This window comes from Devosia marina, from assembly GCF_009758415.1.
GTDB classification, from domain to species: Bacteria; Pseudomonadota; Alphaproteobacteria; order Rhizobiales; family Devosiaceae; genus Devosia; species Devosia marina.
Genome location: NZ_WQRF01000001.1, coordinates 324,889 through 342,106, shown reverse-complemented (window position 1 = coordinate 342,106; position 17,218 = coordinate 324,889). Strand labels below are relative to the sequence as shown.

The window sequence follows — 17,218 nt, the reverse complement described above, 5'->3', positions numbered from 1 at the left end:
CGCCCGTGCAAAACACGGTGCGTCCAGACGCGCGAATATGTTGGATTGCGCCCAGCACTGGCGTGAGTGCGGGCGGATCAGGGCTGGGTTGGGGTCAGAATTGACCGCTTAGCAGCGTCGCATTCGGAAATGGTGACGGATCGTCATGGTCGTGTCCTCCGGCCGATCCACCCGATCGGCTGACAATGGATAATCACGCCCATGGTAGGTCTCCTGGCTCGCGGATCGAACCGGATGCTCCCCTTCCCGGCCAGAAAGGACCAGTGGGACAACGAACACCCGTCTCCGCCAACAGTTGCGGGGGCAGCTCCGGACTTGGGGCTTTGCGCCCCGCACCGGCATTCCCTGTTATCCCCTCGCGGGGACCATGGACGAGGATCAAGATGGCGGAGGGGGACCGGGGTGTCAACAGGGATATAAAGGTTTCTTTATATCCCTGTTGCATTCAAGGACACGGCGACCCGTCGCCCCTTGTGGGAGAGGGGTGCTCTCCGCGCGCCGGATGCTGGCTGTAGGATCGCGAGCCCCCTAATCCGCTCTTCGGGCACCTACTCCCACAGGGGGAGAAGGGGGAATCTTGCGCTCTCAGACCAACAAAAAGGGGCGCCTTACGGCGCCCCCTCCAACTCAATCGCTTCGAGATCAAAAATCCCAGTCTTCGTCCTCGGTGGAGATCGCCTTGCCGATGACGTAGCTGGAGCCAGACCCCGAGAAGAAGTCGTGGTTCTCGTCGGCGTTGGGCGAGAGGGCCGAGAGGATCGCGGCGTTGACCTTGCAGGCTTCGGGCGGGAACAGGGCTTCGTAGCCCAAATTCATCAGCGCCTTGTTGGCGTTGTAGTGGAGGAATTTCTTGACGTCCTCGGAGAGCCCGACGCTGTCGTATAGGTCCTCGGTGTAGCGCGCTTCGTTGTCGTAGAGCTCGAGCAGGAAGTCGAAGGCGAAATCCTTGATCTCCTGCTTCTCGGCCTCGTTGAGACGCTCGACTTCGCGCTGGAACTTGTAGCCGATATAATAGCCGTGGACGGCCTCGTCCTTGATGATCAGGCGGATCAGATCGGCCGTATTGGTCAGCTTGGCACGGCTGGACCAATACATGGGCAGGTAGAAGCCGGAATAGAACAGGAAGCTTTCGAGGAAAACCGAAGCCACCTTCTTCTTGAGCGAGTCGCCGCTGTCATACTGCTGCATGATCAGCATGGCCTTGCGCTGCAGGAACTCGTTTTCCTCACTCCAGCGATAGGCGTCGTCGACATCCGGCGTCAGGCACAGGGTCGAGAAGATCGAGGAATAGGAGCGCGCATGCACCGCTTCCATGAAGGAGATGTTGGACAGCACCGCTTCTTCATGCGGGGTCTGCGCGTCGGCCATCAGCCGCACCGCGCCAACACCATTCTGGATGGTGTCGAGCAGGGTAAGTCCCGTGAACACGCGGATGGTCAGCTGCTGCTCTTCCGGCTTGAGGGTCCCCCAGGACGGGATGTCGTTGGACAGAGGCACCTTTTCGGGCAGCCAGAAATTGGAGGTCAGGCGGTTCCAGACCTCAAGATCCTTGTCGTCCTGGACGCGGTTCCAGTTGATGGCGCGGACCCGGGCGATCGGCTTGGCGTGCATATTCATGGGTTTGGGGGCCTTTTTCTCAGAGCGCGCAGGAGACACAGCCCTGGACCTCGGTTCCTTCAAGGGCAAGCTGGCGAAGACGGATGTAGTAGATGGTCTTGATGCCCTTCTTCCAGGCGTAGATCTGCGCCTTGTTGATATCGCGGGTGGTCGCGGTATCGCGGAAGAAGAGGGTCAGCGACAGGCCCTGGTCGACGTGCTGGGTGGCCGCCGCATAGGTGTCGATGATCTTTTCAGGACCGATCTCATAGGCATCCTGGTAATATTCCAGGTTGTCATTATCCATGAAGGCGGCCGGGTAATAGACGCGGCCGATCTTGCCTTCCTTGCGGATCTCGATCTTGGAGACGATCGGGTGGATCGAGGAGGTGGAGTGGTTGATGTAGGAGATCGAGCCGGTTGGCGGCACGGCCTGCAGGTTCTGGTTGTAAAGGCCGGTCATCATGACCTTGGCCTTCAGATCCTTCCAGTCTTCCTGGGTCGGCAGGTGAATGCCGGCCTTTTCGAACAGCTCGGCCACTTTGGGTGTCGCCGGGGTCCATTCCTTGTCGGTATATTTGTCGAAGTAGCTGCCATCTGCATATTTCGACTTGCCGAAGCCCTTGAAGGTCTCGCCGCGCTCGGTGGCGATCAGGTTCGAGGCACGAATGGCGTGATAGGTCACCGCGTAGAAGTACATATTGGTGAAGTCGACGCCTTCTTCCGAGCCGTAGAAGATGCGTTCGCGGGCCAGGAAGCCGTGCAGGTTCATCTGTCCCAGGCCGATGGCGTGGCTATCGGCATTACCCTTGGCGATGGAAGGCACCGAGCTGATATTGCTCATGTCCGACACGGCGGTCAGCGCGCGGATCGAGGTCTCGATGGTCTTGCCGAAATCCTCGGAGTCCATCGCCTTGGCGATGTTGAGCGAGCCGAGATTACAGGAAATATCCTTGCCCATGTGCTCGTAGCTCAGATCCTCATTGTAGATCGAGGCGTCGCTGACCTGCAGGATTTCCGAGCAGAGATTGGACATGGTGATGCGGCCGTCGATCGGGTTGGCCCGGTTCACCGTGTCCTCGAACATGATGTAGGGATAGCCGCTCTCGAACTGGATCTCGGCGATGATCTGGAAGAATTCGCGCGCCTTGATCTTCTTCTTCTTGATCCGCTTGTCCTCGACCATCTCGCGGTATTTCTCGGTGACCGAAATCTCGGTCATCGGCACGCCATAGACGCGCTCCACGTCATAGGGCGAGAACAGGTACATATCCTCGTTGTCGCGGGCGAGTTCGAAGGTGATGTCGGGGATCACGACGCCGAGCGAGAGCGTCTTGATGCGGATCTTTTCGTCGGCATTTTCGCGCTTGGTGTCGAGGAAGCGCATGATGTCAGGGTGGTGAGCGTGCAGATAGACCGCACCCGCGCCCTGGCGCGCGCCGAGCTGGTTGGCATAGGAGAAGCTGTCTTCAAGCAGCTTCATCACCGGCAGCACGCCCGAGGACTGGTTTTCGATCTGCTTTATGGGGGCGCCCATCTCGCGGATATTGGTCAGGCTCAGCGCCACGCCGCCGCCGCGCTTGGACAGCTGCAGCGCCGAATTGATGGCGCGGCCGATGGATTCCATATTGTCTTCGACACGCAGCAGGAAGCACGAAACCAGCTCGCCACGCTGCTTCTTGCCGGCATTGAGGAAGGTCGGGGTCGCCGGCTGGAAGCGGCCGGAGATGATCTCGTCGACCAGGCTCCTGGCCAACACTTCGTCGCCGCGCGCCAGAGCCAGCGCGACCATGCAAACGCGGTCTTCATAGCGCTCGAGATAGCGCTTACCGTCAAAGGTCTTGAGCGTGTAGCTGGTGTAATACTTGAACGCGCCCAGGAAGGTGGGGAAGCGGAATTTCTTGTCGTAGGCGTAATCGTAAAGGTCACGCACGAAGTTGAAGGAATAATGATCGAGCACGTCCTGCTCGTAATAGCCTTCCTCGACCAGATAGGTCAGCTTCTCGCGCAGATTGTGAAAGAACACCGTGTTCTGGTTCACATGCTGCAAGAAGTACTGGTGGGCAGCCTGCCGGTCCTTGTCGAACTGGATCTTGCCCTGCTCATCATAGAGATTGAGCATGGCATTGAGCGCATGATAATCCAGCGCCTGCTCGTTCTTATCCTGAGAAGGCTTACCGGCCGGCCGTTCTTCGGTGCGGTCTAATGTGAGCGTGTCCAAAACCGTTCCAGTCCCTGTCTGACGTTGGTGACATCCTCATCGGTTCCGAGCAATTCGAAGCGATAGAGGAGCGGCACGGCGCATTTTTGCGAGACGATGTTGCCCGCAAGGCAGTAGCCGGTGCCGAAATTCGTGTTTCCCGCGGCGATGACGCCGCGGATGAGATCGCGATTATTCGCGACATTGAGGAAACGGATCACCGGCTTGGGCACCGCGCCCTTGCCATCCCCGCTTCCATAGGTGGGCAGCACCAGCACGAAAGGCTCGTCCATCACCGGCGGTTCGCTTGCTGCGTCCACTGGTAACCGCACCCCGCCTACCCCCAGCCGCTCCACGAAGCGGTGGGTGTTTCCCGAGGTGCTGGAGTAATAGACGAGGCCGCTCATGTCCGGGCCCTGCTCCATGAAATCAGGCCAGATTGCCGATCATGTCGGGACGGAAGCCGGCCCAGTGCATGTCACCAGCCACGACCACGGGAACCTGGCGGTAGCCCATCTCTTCAACGCGCGCATAAGCGTCGGCGTCGGCGGAGATGTCGACCAGGGTGTAGTCGAGACCCTTGCGGTCGAGCGCACGGGTGGTGGCGGTGCACTGAACGCAGGCGGGCTTGCTATAGACGGTGATGCTCATCGTAATCCTCACAGGACTGATATTGCACGGAGGGCTTGCGCCATCCGCGGGTGGACGTTTGGGTGCAAGGCAGGCCTTCTGGCATGGACACGACCTGGCCCCTCGCAGGACTGCTCCGGCATCGCTTCAGAGATAAACGCGCGAACCATCGCTTCAGTCATTCCCAAGTCACGAGCGCGCACACGCCCGCCTGCCGTAATCCGGCTTCGTCCGGTCTGTCGTTGACGCTGTTACCAACCCCGGGCCCGCGGGAGGGCGGACCCAAGAACTTGCCCCGTGCCCCGGCCCTGCATCAGTCGTATCGCCGATGCTTGTTCCGAGGGCTTGTCCGTAGCTTGAAACCAAGCGCCGGACCGAGGATCAGGTTCGTGCGATTCACGGCCGTCGTCAACGTCAGAAAATCACAACACCTAGTGCCCCACCCCCGGTTTCAAACAAGGGATGGTATGGGTAATATGTGGATTATGGGGACAAATATCAAGCGAAACAGTGCTGTTGTGGCCTGGATTTGATCGGCGCATTACCGAGCTCAACCAGCCTCTGAAGCGCGCTAGAGTCTGGCGCTAAAGCCACGGAAAATCTCACTGTTCGGCAGGTGTGATCAGCGCTTAACCGCGCATTCACCATAGGAGAAGATCCCGATTCTCCCCGGCGCCGAAACTGTCAAGCGCAGAATTTTTGGCGCCTTGACGACAGCGTGGAGGAAATCCCCGACTATCCACAGGTGGTGATGCACCGCGCGCCCATGACCACCATATCTTGTGTGCATGTTGCCGCCTGGCGACGCCGCGGTCAGCGCGCGTTCAGGTTATCCGCCGGCTCGTGTCGCGCGGCCTGATATTCAACACCGATTTCCTTGAGCGAGCGCCAAACCACGCGGCAGGGCTGCGGCCGGTGGCCCGGCACGATCAGATCGAAGCGATCGGGAATACCGGCGACGCGAGACACTTCGAGCTTGGCGCCGGTATCGGACACATTGCGCACGATGCAGGGCAGATTGGTGAAGCCCATGGCGATGCTGGCCTGGATGTAGGTGTTCCGGCGCGGGGCAATCCGGCGTTCAAGCAATAGGGGCGAAGCCGCAGAACCGCGGAACTTGTCGAAAGGCATGGCCGAACGCTAGCCGCGCTCCGTTGCCGCCCTCTTAACGGGGCCCACGCAAGTCGATGCATCGCCCGCTTGTCCACAAGCGCCCTGCCCGGCGTAAACCATTCGAGTGCAAGTTTGCGGACAGCACGGCGGTCTCCTGTTAAGGTTTCATCAACCATAGGAGACCGGGTATGCGCGTTCCCAATGCCGGACAGGATCTGATCGAGCGCCGGATCGTGCGCGAGGGCAAGGCGATCGCCGAAACCATGTTGGCCGACTATGCCGACCCGCCCAGCTTTCAGCTCTCCGGCCTTTGGCGCCAGCTCCGCACATTAGGTGCTCGCTTCTCGGCGTTCTTGCGCGGCGCGCCGATCCGCTCCTGACCGGCGGGTATCCGCCGTAATTCCAATTTCCACCATCCCCGCCAATGCACTAGTGTCCAGCATCAGGAGGACCGATGCGCATATTGCTGGTGGAGGATAATGAGGATCTGGGCGAGGCCATTGAAAAGCGGCTGCGCTCGGCCGGGCATTCGGTCGAATGGGTGCGCGATGGCGACGATGTGCTGCCCACCGCCGAGGCGGAACCCTTCGATGCGGTCGCCCTTGATCTGATGCTGCCCAACCGCGATGGCATCAGCCTGATCGCCGAATTGCGCCGGCACAAATTCAATGCGCCCATCCTGGTTATCACCGCCCGCTCCGAAATCGACGACAAGGTCAGCCTGCTCGATCTAGGGGCCGATGATTATCTGGTCAAACCGTTCGACCTGCGCGAACTTGAAGCGCGGTTGCGCGCCCTGTTACGGCGGAGCGGTGGGCAGGCATCGAGCACGGTCTCCGTGGGCAATCTCGAACTCGACCTGGCGGGTCTTAATGCCTCGGTCGCCGGCAAGGCTCTGGAGCTGGGGCGGCGCGAGTTCCGGCTGCTGGAAATACTGGTTGCCCATGCCGGCAAGGTGGTCGCCAAGGAGCGGCTGATGAACCAGCTGTTCAATTTCGACGAGAATGTCTCGATCAATGCGCTGGAACTGCATATCTCGCGGCTGCGCAAAAAGCTGGAGGCGGCCAATATCGAGATCGGCACAGTGCGCGGCGTGGGCTACGTGGTGCGGGTGAGCGATGGATAGGACGGCGACTGCCACAAGGCAGAGACCCTTCTCGATCCGCCGCCGCATCTTCGCTCTGGCACTAGTCTTGTTGCTGGCAGCGTCGGTGGTGCTGATCGTCTTTATCCGGGACTATGCCGAGCGCGCTTCGGACCGCGCCTTCGACCGGCTGCTGGCCGCCTCGGCGCTGACCATTGCCGGCGCAGTGCAAGTCGAAAACGAGGCGGTGGTGGTGGAAATCCCCTTCGCCGCCTTTGCCATGTTCTCGGGGCAGGATCGGGTGTTCTACGCCGTAGAAGATCCCGATGCCCTTACGGTGACCGGCTATGAGGACCTGGCGGCACAGATGGGCGAGACGGTGTCTTCTGAGCCCACCTTCACTGACATCCTCTATCGCGGCGAGATCGCGCGCGTGGCCAGCGTCGGGCGCCTGATCTCCACCCCGAGTGATACCGGCTGGGTGACCATCCACGTCGCCGAAACGCAGAACCAGCGCGAGGCGCTGTCCAATGAAATCCTCTCCAATGCCGTGCTGCCGGTGCTGGCGCTGACCCTGCTGGCCATTGGCCTGGTCTGGTTCGGCATTTCCCGCATGTTCGCGCCCCTGACCGAGCTGGAGCATGAATTGCGCGCCCGTTCGCCAGACGATCTCTCTCCCATAACCGTGCCGGTACCGAGCGAAGTGGAGCATCTTGTCTCCGCGCTCAATGGCTTCATGGCCCGGTTGCAGAAGGCCATGGAGCGGGTGAGCGGGCTGGTGGCAGAAGCTGCCCATGAGGTGCGCACGCCCCTGGCCTCCCTGCGCGCCCAGGCGGAAATCGCTATGGACGAGCAGGACCCCGAGGCGCTTCGCCGGCGCGTCGGGCGCATCCACACAGGGGCCGTGCAGGCCAGCCAGTTGGTCAGCCAGCTTCTGATGGAGGCGACGATCTCCCATCGCATGGAAAACAGCGAAATCGAAACCACCACGCTCGCGTCAGTGATCGGGGATGTGCGCCAGCGCCTTGATCCCGATCAGGCACAGCGGTTGCAGATCGCATTGGGTCAGGCCGCAGAAGCCCCGTTGCGCGGTGATCGCGTGGCCTTGCGCGAAATGATGCGCAATGTGGTGGACAATGCGCTGGTCTATTCCGACGGCCCGATCGACATTGTCGGGCACATCGACAAGGGCGCGCTCAGTGTCGAGGTCAATGATCGCGGCCCTGGCATTGAGGCAGGGGAGAAATCGGAAGTGCTGGAGCGCTTCAAGCGCGGCAAGGCCAGCAATGGCAAGGTCGGGTCCGGCCTTGGCCTTTCCATCGTCGCCCGCGTGGCCCAGGCACATGGCGGCAGTCTGCGCCTGCTGGACCGGACGGGCGGCGGGTTGAGCGTGGCCATCACTCTGCCCTTGCCCCGGCGCGCCAGTAGCAGCAAAGCACTCGGCCTGGCCGCCGCGCTTTTGCTTGCGCCAGCTCTGGCACTGTCCCCGGTCCCGGCGGACGCGGCGACCACAATCTATCCCGCGCCGGACGGCAGCTCGGCCCAGACGCTCAATATTCTGGGGGTCACCGATACCCCGCTTTTCGCCCATTTCATTGCGGCCTATCAGGCCCAGCGCCGCGACGTCACGGTGGTCTACGAGGAAACCGATTCCCTGCCGCTGTTCCGGCGTTATCTGGACGGGGAAATGGAAACCGCGCCGGACCTGCTGATCAGCTCGGCCTCTGACCTGCAGCTCAAACTGGCCAATGACGGCCACGCCCTGGCCTATGATAGCCCCTATCTTGGCTCCCTGCCCGAATGGGCCCATTGGCGCAATGAAGTCTTCGGCTTTACCTTTGAGCCCGCCGTTATCATCTACAATCCCGATCTGATCGACGACGATGAGGTGCCCCGCACCCATTTGACGCTAGCCGAACTGATTGAGACGCAAACAGACCGGTTTCGCGGCAAAATCGCCACCTATGACATAGCCCTGTCAGGCGTCGGCTACCTGCTGGCCGCACAGGACCAGACCATTTCTTCGACCTTCTGGCGCCTTGCCAACGCCTTTGGCCGGGTCAATGCGCGCTTTTCGGGGTCGAGCCCAGCCATTCTCAACGGCGTTGCCGATGGGTCGCTGGCGCTCGGCTACAATGTGCTGGGCTCCTATGCCTTCGCTCGGCAAGCGGAGGGCGCGCCCATCGAAATCGTCGTGCCCGATGACTATGTCCTGGTGCTGACGCGCTCCATGCTGATCCCGAGGGATGCACCCAATGCAGAGCTGGCCAAGGGCTTTGTTGACTTCGCCCTGTCCCCGGCGGGTCAGGCCGTGGCGGCCGGACCAACGGCCCTTGGCGCCGTCGTGCCCGGCAGTGCTGGCGAGTGGACCAGCGAGACGATTGCCGCCCGTGGCCGGGGCGTTATCCAGCCCATCCCCTTGGGTCCGGGCCTGTTGGTGGCGCTCGATACGCTGCGGCGGCAACGCTTCCTCGATACCTGGCAGGAGATCGTCTCGCCCAAGCCATGACCTGCCGGCAAGACCGGGTGACGGGTTGAGAAGATGTTCCCTCAATGCATGGCTGGGGTGACCAATCGACCCCTACCGATCCGGAGGGGCAAGGTCCATCTAAAGCTCATGGAAACGACCCGGGCCGTTCCGGGTTGAACAGGAAGGATTGGAAAATGAGCACCCCGCGCAAGAACAAGTTCTTTGCGACCCTCGACACTTTTGCCACCGTGTTCGGCAGCGCTGCTGCTGTGTCGGCGGCGGTCGAAGCAGGACGGGTGCCCAAGGCCAAGCACCTGGACAATCTGGGCATTGACCCGGTCGCGTTCCGCAACATCGGCAAGGTCTAAGCTCCGCTTCTCTAGCGTCGCAGCTTGGTCAGGCGCGGGGCCCAGGCCCCTCCCTCCCGAGGCCCCAGCGCCATAGCTGCCGATATGACAAGCCCGGCTGCCAGGTCCCTCCCTGGCAGCCGGGCTTTTTCTTGCCTGCGTTTTGCAGGCAGGGTCAGTCTTCGTCGGTCGCCAGCTGTCGCAGTACACCGCCCTGACCGCGCAGGCGCAGGATCAGCGGCACGCCCACGGCGATAATGGCAGCGACATACAGCGTGATCGAGATCGGCGAGGAAATCAGCACGCCGATCTCGCCCTGGCTGATGGCCAGCGCCCGGCGCAATTGCTGTTCGGCCATTGGCCCCAGGATCAGGCCCACAACGACAGGCGCGATTGGATAGCCGAAGCGGCGCAGTAGATAGCCCAGAATGCCGAAGGCCAGCAGCAGCACCAGTTCAAACGAAATCCGCACCGGACCAAAGCCCATGGACATGGCACCATTGGCTCCGAGCGTGCCCAGCGTGGCGAAGGTCAGAATGCCCGCATAGAGCCAGTGCTTGGGAATGGTCAGCAGTTTCACCCAGAGCCCGATCAGCGGCAGGTTGAGCACCAGCAGCATGAAGTTGGCCACCAGGAGGCTCGCAATCAGCGCCCAGACCAGCGGGGCATTGTTGGCGAACAGCAAGGGGCCGGGCTGCAGCCCGAATTGCTGGAAGCCAGCGAGCATGATGGCGGCGGTGGCCGTGGTTGGCAGGCCCAGCGTCAGCAGGGGCACCAATGTACCGGCCGCCGAGGCGTTATTTGCCGCTTCCGGCCCGGCCACCCCTTCAATGGCGCCATTGCCGAATTCCTCGGGCTTCTTCGAGAATGTCTTCTCGGTGCTGTAGGAGAGGAAACTGGCCACATCGGCCCCACCCGCCGGCATGGCGCCAATGGGGAAGCCGATAAAGGTGCCGCGCAACCAGGAGGCCCAGCTGCGTTTCCAGTCCTCCAGTGTCATCCAGACCGAACCCTTGACTGCCGTCACCTCGGTATTGGCCTGGTCGCGGTCAGACGCCGTCTTGAGCGTCTCGCCAATGGCGAACAGCGCCACGGCGAGCGTTGTCACCTCGATGCCATCGAGCAGGTCCATGACATTGAAGGCAAGGCGCGTCTGGCCGGTCTGCAAATCGATGCCGATCAGGCCCAGGCCCAACCCGATGAACAGCGCCGTCAGCCCACGCAGGGCCGAGTCACCGAACGCTGCCGAAACGGTCACGAAGGCCAGGACCATCAGGGCGAAATAGTCCCAGGGCCCAAAGGACAGGGCAAATTTGACCACAAAGGGGGCGATAAATGCCAGACCAAGGGTCGCCAACAGACCAGCCACGAAGGAACCGATGGCGGCAGTGGCCAGCGCCGGGCCGCCCCTACCCTGACGGGCCATCTTGTTGCCCTCGAGCGCGGTAACGATGGAGGCGCTTTCGCCAGGCGTATTGAGCAGGATCGAGGTGGTCGAGCCACCGTACATGCCACCATAATAGATGCCGGCGAACATGATGAGCGAGCCGGCCGGGTCCAGCTTGTAGGTCACCGGCAGCAAGAGCGCCACGGTCAGCGCCGGGCCGATGCCGGGCAGCACGCCAACGGCGGTGCCCAGGGTCACGCCGATCAGCGCATAGATCAGATTGTGCACCTGCAGGGCCGAGAGCAGCCCTTGGGCGAGAAGGTCGAAAGTTTCCATCAGAAGGGGGTTCCCGTCGTCAACAGGCGCTCAAGCACGCCGGCGGGCAGCGACAATTGCAGGCCTTTGGCGAAGACGAACCAGACGGCAAAGGAGAAAGCCGTCCCGATCGCGAAGGTCTGCCAAAGCGGCCCGCGCCCGAACGCTCGGGCCGTACAGGCAAACAGGACGCCCGTGCCGATGGAGAACCCTGCCGTCGACAGCAGCAGAATCTGCCCGATCAGACCGCCGACAATCCAGAAGATCGGCGCATAGTTGTCCTTGCTGCGTTCAGGAAAGCTGCCGCGCATGGCCGAAATCACCGTGCCGATGGCCAACAGGATCAGGCCGGAGGCAATGACATAGGGAAAGACCGTGGGGCCAACGCGCTGCTGCAGAGGTGGCAGGCGCATCTGGCTGGTTTGCCAGAAGATGATGACCGCCAGGCCGGCGAGAATGGCTGCGATAATAAGCGCCGCCCCATCGGGGCGACGCTCACGGCTGGAAGAGCCAGTTGTCATTGGACCAGGCCAATGTCTTTCAGGATGGCCTCGGTGGCCGACTTGTCGGCTTCGAGCTGGGCGGCGAAGGCATCGCCGTCGAGATAGGTGTCGACCCAGCCGCGGGTTGCGAGCGCAGACTGCCAGGTGGCGGACTCCGCCATGGCCTTCACGTCTGCGGTGATAGCGGCCTTCTGCTCATCGCTGAGGCCGGGGGCGGCGGCAACCATGCGCCAGTTCTGCACGGCCACATCGACGCCCTCTTCCATCAGGGTCGGAGCATCGAAGCCGGGCACGCGGGTGTCGGTCGACACGGCCAGCAGACGCAGTTCACCGGCTTCAATCTGCGAAGCGAATTCGCTGACGCCGGAGAGGCCCACAGTGACCTGACCGCCCAGAATGGCGGCAAGGGCTTCACCACCGCCCGAATAGGCGATGTAGTTGACCTGGGTGGGGTCAACGTCGACAGCCTTGGCGATCAGGCCTGCGGTGATGTGATCGACACCACCGGCCGAACCACCAGCCCAGGCGACGGCGCCCGGATTTTCCTTGAGCTTGGCGACCAGATCGTCAACCGACTGAATGTCGGATGCGGCGGGCACCACCAGGGCCACGGCTTCACCGGTGAGGCGCGCGATGGGGGTCACGTCTTCGAGGGTCACGGGCGACATGTTGGTCAGGATGGCGCCGACCATCACATAGCCGCCCACGATCAGGGCATTGGGATTGCCATTTTCCTGGGTAGCGAACTGCGCCAGGCCAATGGTGCCGCCGGCGCCGGGAACGTTGGTGACCTGCACATTGCCCGAAATGCCTTCGGCCTGCATGGCCTCCTGCATGGTGCGTGCGGTCTGATCCCAGCCGCCACCTGGGCCAGCCGGCGCCATGATGGTGTAATCGGCAGCAAAAGCGGGTGCGGAAAGGGCGCCGGTTACCAGCGCCGCGAGAAGCAGCTTGTTCATAGTTCCTCCCTAGAACAATAGCGAACGTCGTTACGTCCGTGGGAACAGCTTATGCCTGCTCCCTGTCATCGTCCTGTCAGGAAGGCTACGCCTGCTAAGTATAGCTGGGCAAGACCATCTTGGGCCCCGTACTGCGTTCAAATCCCTGTCCTGCGGGCGTCTGGCGCTCATTGGGTTCAATCTCGAACCGACGCGACACGCCCTCCCATTCGATCTCACCGGAGACAGTTCCACTGGTGAGCCCGACAATTCCAAGCAAGGACCCGGACCGATCGGTCACGACTCGGATACCGGACGGGAAGCGTCCCAGTCGGTTGCCGTCACGATAGACCTCGCTGCTCTCTGTCGTATTGACCAATTCAAACTCAACACCATCGACGCTGCGTGCATAGGCCGTTTCCCATTGTTCGTAACGATGGGTTGCGGGCTTGGGCAGCAGGCTGGTGAACCACAGATCACCCTCCGGACGCGGGAGAATGCCAGAGAGGCGCTCGACGTAATCGAGCAGGCACAAGATCGAGGGGGAATATTTCTCGGTGAACCCGGCCGCACCGGTAAAGGGATTGAGGGTCTGCGGGAAGCGGTCAGCGGCAAACAGCGCTGACAGCGTGGGCTGCATGATCCAGCTCAACTCGACATGGTGACCGTGATGTTCAAACGCATGTGGCGTGCGGATCAGTGTAAGGAAATTGGTGGGGCCATCCCAACTATTCTGGCCGAAATTCGGATCAAAGCGCGGATCGTCCAGCGCGATCGAGGTCAGCGGAAACTTGGCAAAGAACTTGCGGCTGTTGAGCAGGTAGCGCTCCAGCGCATTGGCAAAGCCATCGGCATCGCCAATCTCGCACGCCAATACTCGCAGCAGATTGTCGGACTGGATGCGGACCATGCGCCCGTGGCGGTCGCGGTCGTAAAAATAGGCGTCGTCCGGGTCATGACATTGCGCGAACAAGGCGGTTCGGCTCGCCTCTGCCTTTTGCCGCCACTCATTGCCATCGCCGCCGAGGTGATCGGCAATCGCGCCCAGATATTCGCGCTGACAGGCGACATTGGCCGTCAGGTCGGGAGCGATGAAGGGCAGTATGGGATTGTCCGGATCGTAGCGGGTCGGGTCATTGGCAAAGGGGCTGTCCGGTACATGCCAGAAGCGAGAGGACAGGTCGTGCCCGGTATCGTAGGTCGAGAACGCCTCGACGGCGCCGGTACCCAAGGTGTCTCTGTGCCGGGCCAACCACGCATCGTAGCGCGACATGGCCCCGAACATCTCGGTCAGCCAGTCCGTATCGAGCCGGTTGAGCCGAAAATGGTTCCATACCGAGCGCGCCAATGGCGTCACGAGCTGGATCTGGTTGAAGGCAGGCCCTTGTGGGGTAACCTTATAAGGGAACAGCCCATCGTCCCGCTGGTAGCGGGCAAATGCGGAATAGGTTGCCGTCGTCACCGAGGGCAGGAAGCGGCACAGCAGTTCGGCATTTATCGTGCCGGTGCTCTCGAGCCAGCAGCCGTGATAGATGCCGCCTTCATGCAGGATCGGCGTTTCGTCTGCCGCCGGGGAGATGCAATCGAACAGTTCACGGACGGCATCGTAATAGCGATTGGTCAGCTGGTCGGCGCTCGAGACGAAACGGACTCCGGAGCGTTGCCATTCTTCGAGCAGCGCAGCATTGGCGGGTTTGGCCAGCGGGCCGGCCTTTTCGGCGACGTCCACTGCCCGCAGGCGGTCAAGAAGCTGGTGGCTCACGCAGACGCCTCAATCCGCAGGCCTTCGGCATCAAAGAAATGCGCATCGCTTGCCTTGAAGCCGAGCGAAACCTTGTCTCCGCGCTTGAACTGGGCGTTGCCGGGCGCCTGGGCGAGCAGGCTCTGGCCATCGGCCAGTGCCACATAGACGAACAGCTCGCTGCCCAGATATTCGACCAGGGTGATGGTGCCATCCACCGCGATATCGCCAGGCTGGTTGAGCCCTAGATGCTCGGGCCGGATGCCGACCGTCACTGGCCCGCTGGTTCCCAATTGCGCGGGCAAGGTCCCCAATCCGCTCAGATTGACCCCCTGCCCCGCTGCATCGCCCTTGAGCAAGTTCATCTTGGGCGAGCCGATAAAGCTGGCTACGAACAGATTGCGCGGATTGTTGTAGAGCTCGAATGGCGTGCCAACCTGCTCGAGATTGCCCTTGTTGAGCACGGCTATGCGCGTGGCCATGGTCATGGCCTCGGTCTGGTCGTGCGTCACATAGATCATGGTGGTACCCAGCCGGTTGTAGAGCCCGGCCAGTTCGACACGCATCTGCACCCGCAGTTCTGCGTCGAGGTTCGACAAGGGCTCATCGAACAGGAAAAGCTGCGGTTCGCGCACGATGGCCCGGCCAATGGCCACGCGCTGCTTCTGCCCGCCCGAGAGCTGGCGCGGCTTGCGCTCCATCAGCTCCCCGATCTGCAATATGCGGGCCGCATCGGCTACGCGGCGCTCGATTTCGTCCTTGGGCATGCGCAGATTGGACAGGCCGAAGGCCAGGTTCTTGCGCACGCTCATATGCGGATAAAGCGCATAGGACTGGAACACCATGGAGAGATTGCGCTGGCTGGCCGGCAGGTCGTTGACCACGCGATCGCCGATGGAGATCGTGCCGTCTGTGATCTCTTCGAGCCCGGCGATCATGCGCAGCAACGTGGACTTGCCGCAGCCCGAGGGGCCGACCAGCACGAGAAACTCGCCCGACTGCACTTCCAGATCGATGCCGTGGATGACCTCCATGCTGGAATAGGCCTTGCGGACTTCGGAAAGGGTAACAGATGCCATGGTGATCGCTTCTTACTTGAGGCCGCTCATCGCAATCCCTCGGATGATGAGCCGCTGGAAGATGATGAAGAACAGGAGAATGGGCAGGATGGAGAGGATCGACATGGCGAACATCGGTCCGTACTGGCTGACGCCGTCGGTGCTGATGAAGCTGCGCAGCGCCAGGGGCACCGTGTAATCCTTCATGTCGTTGAGATAGACCAGCGGCCCCAGGAAATCCTCCCAGGTCCAGATGAACGAGAAGATCGCCGCCGTCGCCATGGCCGGCAGGCTCAGGGGCATGATGATGGCCCAATAGATCTTGAAGGGCGAGCACCCGTCGATCATCGCCGCCTCGTCCAGCTCACGCGGCAACTGGCGGAAAAACTGGATCATCAGGAAGATGAAGAAGGCTTCACCAGCCAGGAATTTCGGCACGATCAGCGGCAGATAGCTGTCTACCCAGCCCAGGTTGAGGAACAGTATATATTGGGGGATGAGCACGACGTGATAGGGGATCATCAGCGTCGTCATCATCAGTGCGAACCAGATGGTCTTGCCCGAGAATTCGAGCCGCGCAAACGCATAGGCGGCAAACGAGCAGGAGATGACATTGCCCACCACCGAGAGCACGGTGACCACGGTCGAGTTCCAGAAAAAGGTCGTGAAGCTCACCGGCAGGGCGTTCCAGCCCTCGGAATAATTCTCCCACTGAAATTCGCTCGGCCATAGACCCAGATCGCCGAAGATCTGATTGTCAGGCTTGAGCGAAGCGGCAAACATCCAGATCAGCGGGTAGATCATCACCAGCGAGGTGAGGATCAGGAAGATGTGCTTGAGCACGGCGGAGCGCTTGGCGCGCTTGGCCCTTTCCTGACGATAGGCATGGGCAATGTCAGCGGTGGTCTGGGCGGGCATGGTGGATGCGCTCATGGCTCAGCCCCTCTCGTTCTCGTAGTGGACCCAGTATTTGGAGGTCCAGAAGGCAATGGCGGTGAACAGCGCGATAATCAGCAACAGCACCCAGGCCAGCGCCGAGGCATAGCCCATGCGCAGGAAGCTGAAAGCCTCGTTGTAGAGATAGACGGTGAAGAACAGCAGGCTATCGAGCGGCGCGCCCGAGCCGCCGGAAATGATGAAGGCGCCCGAGAAACTCTTGAAGGCCTCGATCATCTGCAGCACCAGATTGAAGAAGATTACTGGCGCCAGTAGCGGCACGGTGATGGCGAAGAACTTCTTCACCGGTCCGGCCGCATCGATTTCCGCCGCCTCGTAGAGCTCCTGCGGAATGGCCCGAAGCCCGGCAAGGAAGATCAGCATGGGCGATCCGAACTGCCAGATGGCCAGCACGATCAGCGTCCAGAGCGAATATTTCGGATCGGCCAGCCAATAGGGTCCCTCGGCGCCGAACAGGCGCAGGATCGAATTGATCACCCCGTCATAGTTGAACAGCTGGCGCCAGAGGATGGCCACGGCAATCGAGCCGCCCAAAATCGAGGGCAGATAAAACAGTGCTCGGTACCAGCCGATGGCGCGGATGCCCTTGTCGAGCGCCATCGCCACCCCGAGAGCAAAGATCAGCTTGAGCGGCACCGAGATGACCACGAACTGGAACGTGACCTGTAGTGCCTTCCAGAAGCGCTGGTCGTATTGAAACATATAGACATAGTGGTCGAGCCCGAGCCATTGCGGTGGGCGCACCACGTTATACTTAGTGAAGCTGAGATAGAGCGAGGCCAGGATTGGCCCGATCGCCAGCAGGAAGAAGCCCACCAGCCACGGGGACAGAAAGGCGTATCCGGCAAAGTTGCGGCGGAAGAATTTTTGCACGCGCGG

General features: G+C 61.4%; 16 protein-coding genes and 1 riboswitch. Of the genes, 4 read left to right on the top strand and 12 right to left on the bottom strand.

The features are described 5' to 3' along the window. Positions 1–186 precede the first annotated feature (186 nt). Positions 187–385, bottom strand: a riboswitch (cobalamin riboswitch). Between the two features lie 257 nt (positions 386–642). The 5 genes from nrdF to GO014_RS01545 form a co-directional block, all read right to left on the bottom strand. Next, on the bottom strand, positions 643–1,617 hold the full coding sequence (gene nrdF / locus GO014_RS01565) for a class 1b ribonucleoside-diphosphate reductase subunit beta (protein WP_157288853.1): 975 nt from the start codon (positions 1,615–1,617) through the stop codon (positions 643–645). A 19-nt stretch (positions 1,618–1,636) separates the two neighbouring features. Next, a complete protein-coding gene (gene nrdE, locus GO014_RS01560) occupies positions 1,637–3,817 on the bottom strand; it encodes a class 1b ribonucleoside-diphosphate reductase subunit alpha (protein WP_157288852.1) in 2,181 nt (726 codons plus the stop codon). Next, on the bottom strand, positions 3,799–4,203 hold the full coding sequence (nrdI, locus tag GO014_RS01555) for a class Ib ribonucleoside-diphosphate reductase assembly flavoprotein NrdI (protein ID WP_116589849.1): 405 nt from the start codon (positions 4,201–4,203) through the stop codon (positions 3,799–3,801). The genes nrdE and nrdI overlap by 19 nt, the downstream gene beginning before the upstream one ends. Before the next feature lie 22 nt (positions 4,204–4,225). Then, entirely contained in the window at positions 4,226–4,447 is a 222-nt protein-coding gene (gene nrdH, locus GO014_RS01550) for a glutaredoxin-like protein NrdH (protein WP_104891457.1), read from the bottom strand. Positions 4,448–5,239: 792 nt separating this feature from the next. Beyond that, positions 5,240–5,557, bottom strand: a complete 318-nt coding sequence (locus GO014_RS01545) for a PilZ domain-containing protein (protein WP_157288851.1) — start codon at positions 5,555–5,557, stop codon at positions 5,240–5,242. 170 nt (positions 5,558–5,727) lie between these two features. Between GO014_RS01545 and GO014_RS01540 the strand changes: the two genes are divergently transcribed. The 4 genes from GO014_RS01540 to GO014_RS18925 all read left to right on the top strand — a co-directional run bounded on the left by GO014_RS01540 (position 5,728) and on the right by GO014_RS18925 (position 9,461). After that, positions 5,728–5,919 (top strand): hypothetical protein, encoded by a 192-nt coding sequence (locus GO014_RS01540; RefSeq protein WP_157288850.1) that lies wholly within the window; start codon positions 5,728–5,730, stop codon positions 5,917–5,919. A gap of 74 nt (positions 5,920–5,993) precedes the next feature. Next, positions 5,994–6,665, top strand: a complete 672-nt coding sequence (locus GO014_RS01535) for a response regulator transcription factor (RefSeq protein ID WP_157288849.1) — start codon at positions 5,994–5,996, stop codon at positions 6,663–6,665. Then, positions 6,658–9,132, top strand: a complete 2,475-nt coding sequence (locus GO014_RS01530; RefSeq protein WP_157288848.1) for an extracellular solute-binding protein — start codon at positions 6,658–6,660, stop codon at positions 9,130–9,132. The genes GO014_RS01535 and GO014_RS01530 overlap by 8 nt, the downstream gene beginning before the upstream one ends. Before the next feature lie 155 nt (positions 9,133–9,287). Further along, the gene (locus GO014_RS18925) at positions 9,288–9,461 is read left to right on the top strand and encodes a hypothetical protein (protein WP_165836894.1); all 174 of its coding nucleotides are present in this window, start codon (positions 9,288–9,290) and stop codon (positions 9,459–9,461) included. 154 nt (positions 9,462–9,615) lie between these two features. Here GO014_RS18925 and GO014_RS01525 read toward each other — a convergent pair whose 3' ends face one another. The 7 genes from GO014_RS01525 to GO014_RS01495 all read right to left on the bottom strand — a co-directional run bounded on the left by GO014_RS01525 (position 9,616) and on the right by GO014_RS01495 (position 17,212). Further along, positions 9,616–11,163 carry a tripartite tricarboxylate transporter permease gene (locus GO014_RS01525; RefSeq protein ID WP_157288847.1) on the bottom strand — a complete coding sequence of 516 codons (1,548 nt, stop codon included), beginning with the start codon at positions 11,161–11,163 and terminating at the stop codon, positions 9,616–9,618. After that, complete coding sequence (locus tag GO014_RS01520) at positions 11,163–11,663, bottom strand: tripartite tricarboxylate transporter TctB family protein (protein WP_157288846.1); 501 nt, start codon at positions 11,661–11,663, stop codon at positions 11,163–11,165. Before GO014_RS01520 ends, GO014_RS01525 begins: the two co-directional genes overlap by 1 nt. Next, positions 11,660–12,604 (bottom strand): Bug family tripartite tricarboxylate transporter substrate binding protein, encoded by a 945-nt coding sequence (locus tag GO014_RS01515; protein WP_157288845.1) that lies wholly within the window; start codon positions 12,602–12,604, stop codon positions 11,660–11,662. The genes GO014_RS01520 and GO014_RS01515 overlap by 4 nt, the downstream gene beginning before the upstream one ends. 94 nt (positions 12,605–12,698) lie before the next feature. After that, positions 12,699–14,345, bottom strand: coding sequence for an MGH1-like glycoside hydrolase domain-containing protein (locus GO014_RS01510; RefSeq protein WP_210252403.1), 1,647 nt, complete (start codon positions 14,343–14,345; stop codon positions 12,699–12,701). Beyond that, positions 14,342–15,403: an ABC transporter ATP-binding protein gene (locus GO014_RS01505; RefSeq protein WP_157288844.1), complete on the bottom strand. Its 1,062-nt coding sequence runs from the start codon at positions 15,401–15,403 to the stop codon at positions 14,342–14,344. The genes GO014_RS01510 and GO014_RS01505 overlap by 4 nt, the downstream gene beginning before the upstream one ends. A 12-nt stretch (positions 15,404–15,415) precedes the next feature. Further along, complete coding sequence (locus GO014_RS01500) at positions 15,416–16,300, bottom strand: carbohydrate ABC transporter permease (RefSeq protein ID WP_425482060.1); 885 nt, start codon at positions 16,298–16,300, stop codon at positions 15,416–15,418. 18 nt (positions 16,301–16,318) lie between these two features. Further along, a complete protein-coding gene (locus GO014_RS01495; protein ID WP_116589812.1) occupies positions 16,319–17,212 on the bottom strand; it encodes an ABC transporter permease subunit in 894 nt (297 codons plus the stop codon). Positions 17,213–17,218: the final 6 nt, after the last annotated feature.

Coding starts and splice junctions, on each gene's coding strand:
- nrdF (WP_157288853.1), bottom strand. CDS start 1,617: ATGAATATGCACGCCAAGCCGATCGCCCGGGTCCGCGCCATCAACTGG.
- nrdI (WP_116589849.1), bottom strand. CDS start 4,203: ATGAGCGGCCTCGTCTATTACTCCAGCACCTCGGGAAACACCCACCGC.
- nrdH (WP_104891457.1), bottom strand. CDS start 4,447: ATGAGCATCACCGTCTATAGCAAGCCCGCCTGCGTTCAGTGCACCGCC.
- GO014_RS01545 (WP_157288851.1), bottom strand. CDS start 5,557: ATGCCTTTCGACAAGTTCCGCGGTTCTGCGGCTTCGCCCCTATTGCTT.
- GO014_RS01540 (WP_157288850.1), top strand. CDS start 5,728: ATGCGCGTTCCCAATGCCGGACAGGATCTGATCGAGCGCCGGATCGTG.
- GO014_RS01535 (WP_157288849.1), top strand. CDS start 5,994: ATGCGCATATTGCTGGTGGAGGATAATGAGGATCTGGGCGAGGCCATT.
- GO014_RS01530 (WP_157288848.1), top strand. CDS start 6,658: ATGGATAGGACGGCGACTGCCACAAGGCAGAGACCCTTCTCGATCCGC.
- GO014_RS18925 (WP_165836894.1), top strand. CDS start 9,288: ATGAGCACCCCGCGCAAGAACAAGTTCTTTGCGACCCTCGACACTTTT.
- GO014_RS01525 (WP_157288847.1), bottom strand. CDS start 11,163: ATGGAAACTTTCGACCTTCTCGCCCAAGGGCTGCTCTCGGCCCTGCAG.
- GO014_RS01520 (WP_157288846.1), bottom strand. CDS start 11,663: ATGACAACTGGCTCTTCCAGCCGTGAGCGTCGCCCCGATGGGGCGGCG.
- GO014_RS01515 (WP_157288845.1), bottom strand. CDS start 12,604: ATGAACAAGCTGCTTCTCGCGGCGCTGGTAACCGGCGCCCTTTCCGCA.
- GO014_RS01505 (WP_157288844.1), bottom strand. CDS start 15,403: ATGGCATCTGTTACCCTTTCCGAAGTCCGCAAGGCCTATTCCAGCATG.
- GO014_RS01500 (WP_425482060.1), bottom strand. CDS start 16,300: ATGCCCGCCCAGACCACCGCTGACATTGCCCATGCCTATCGTCAGGAA.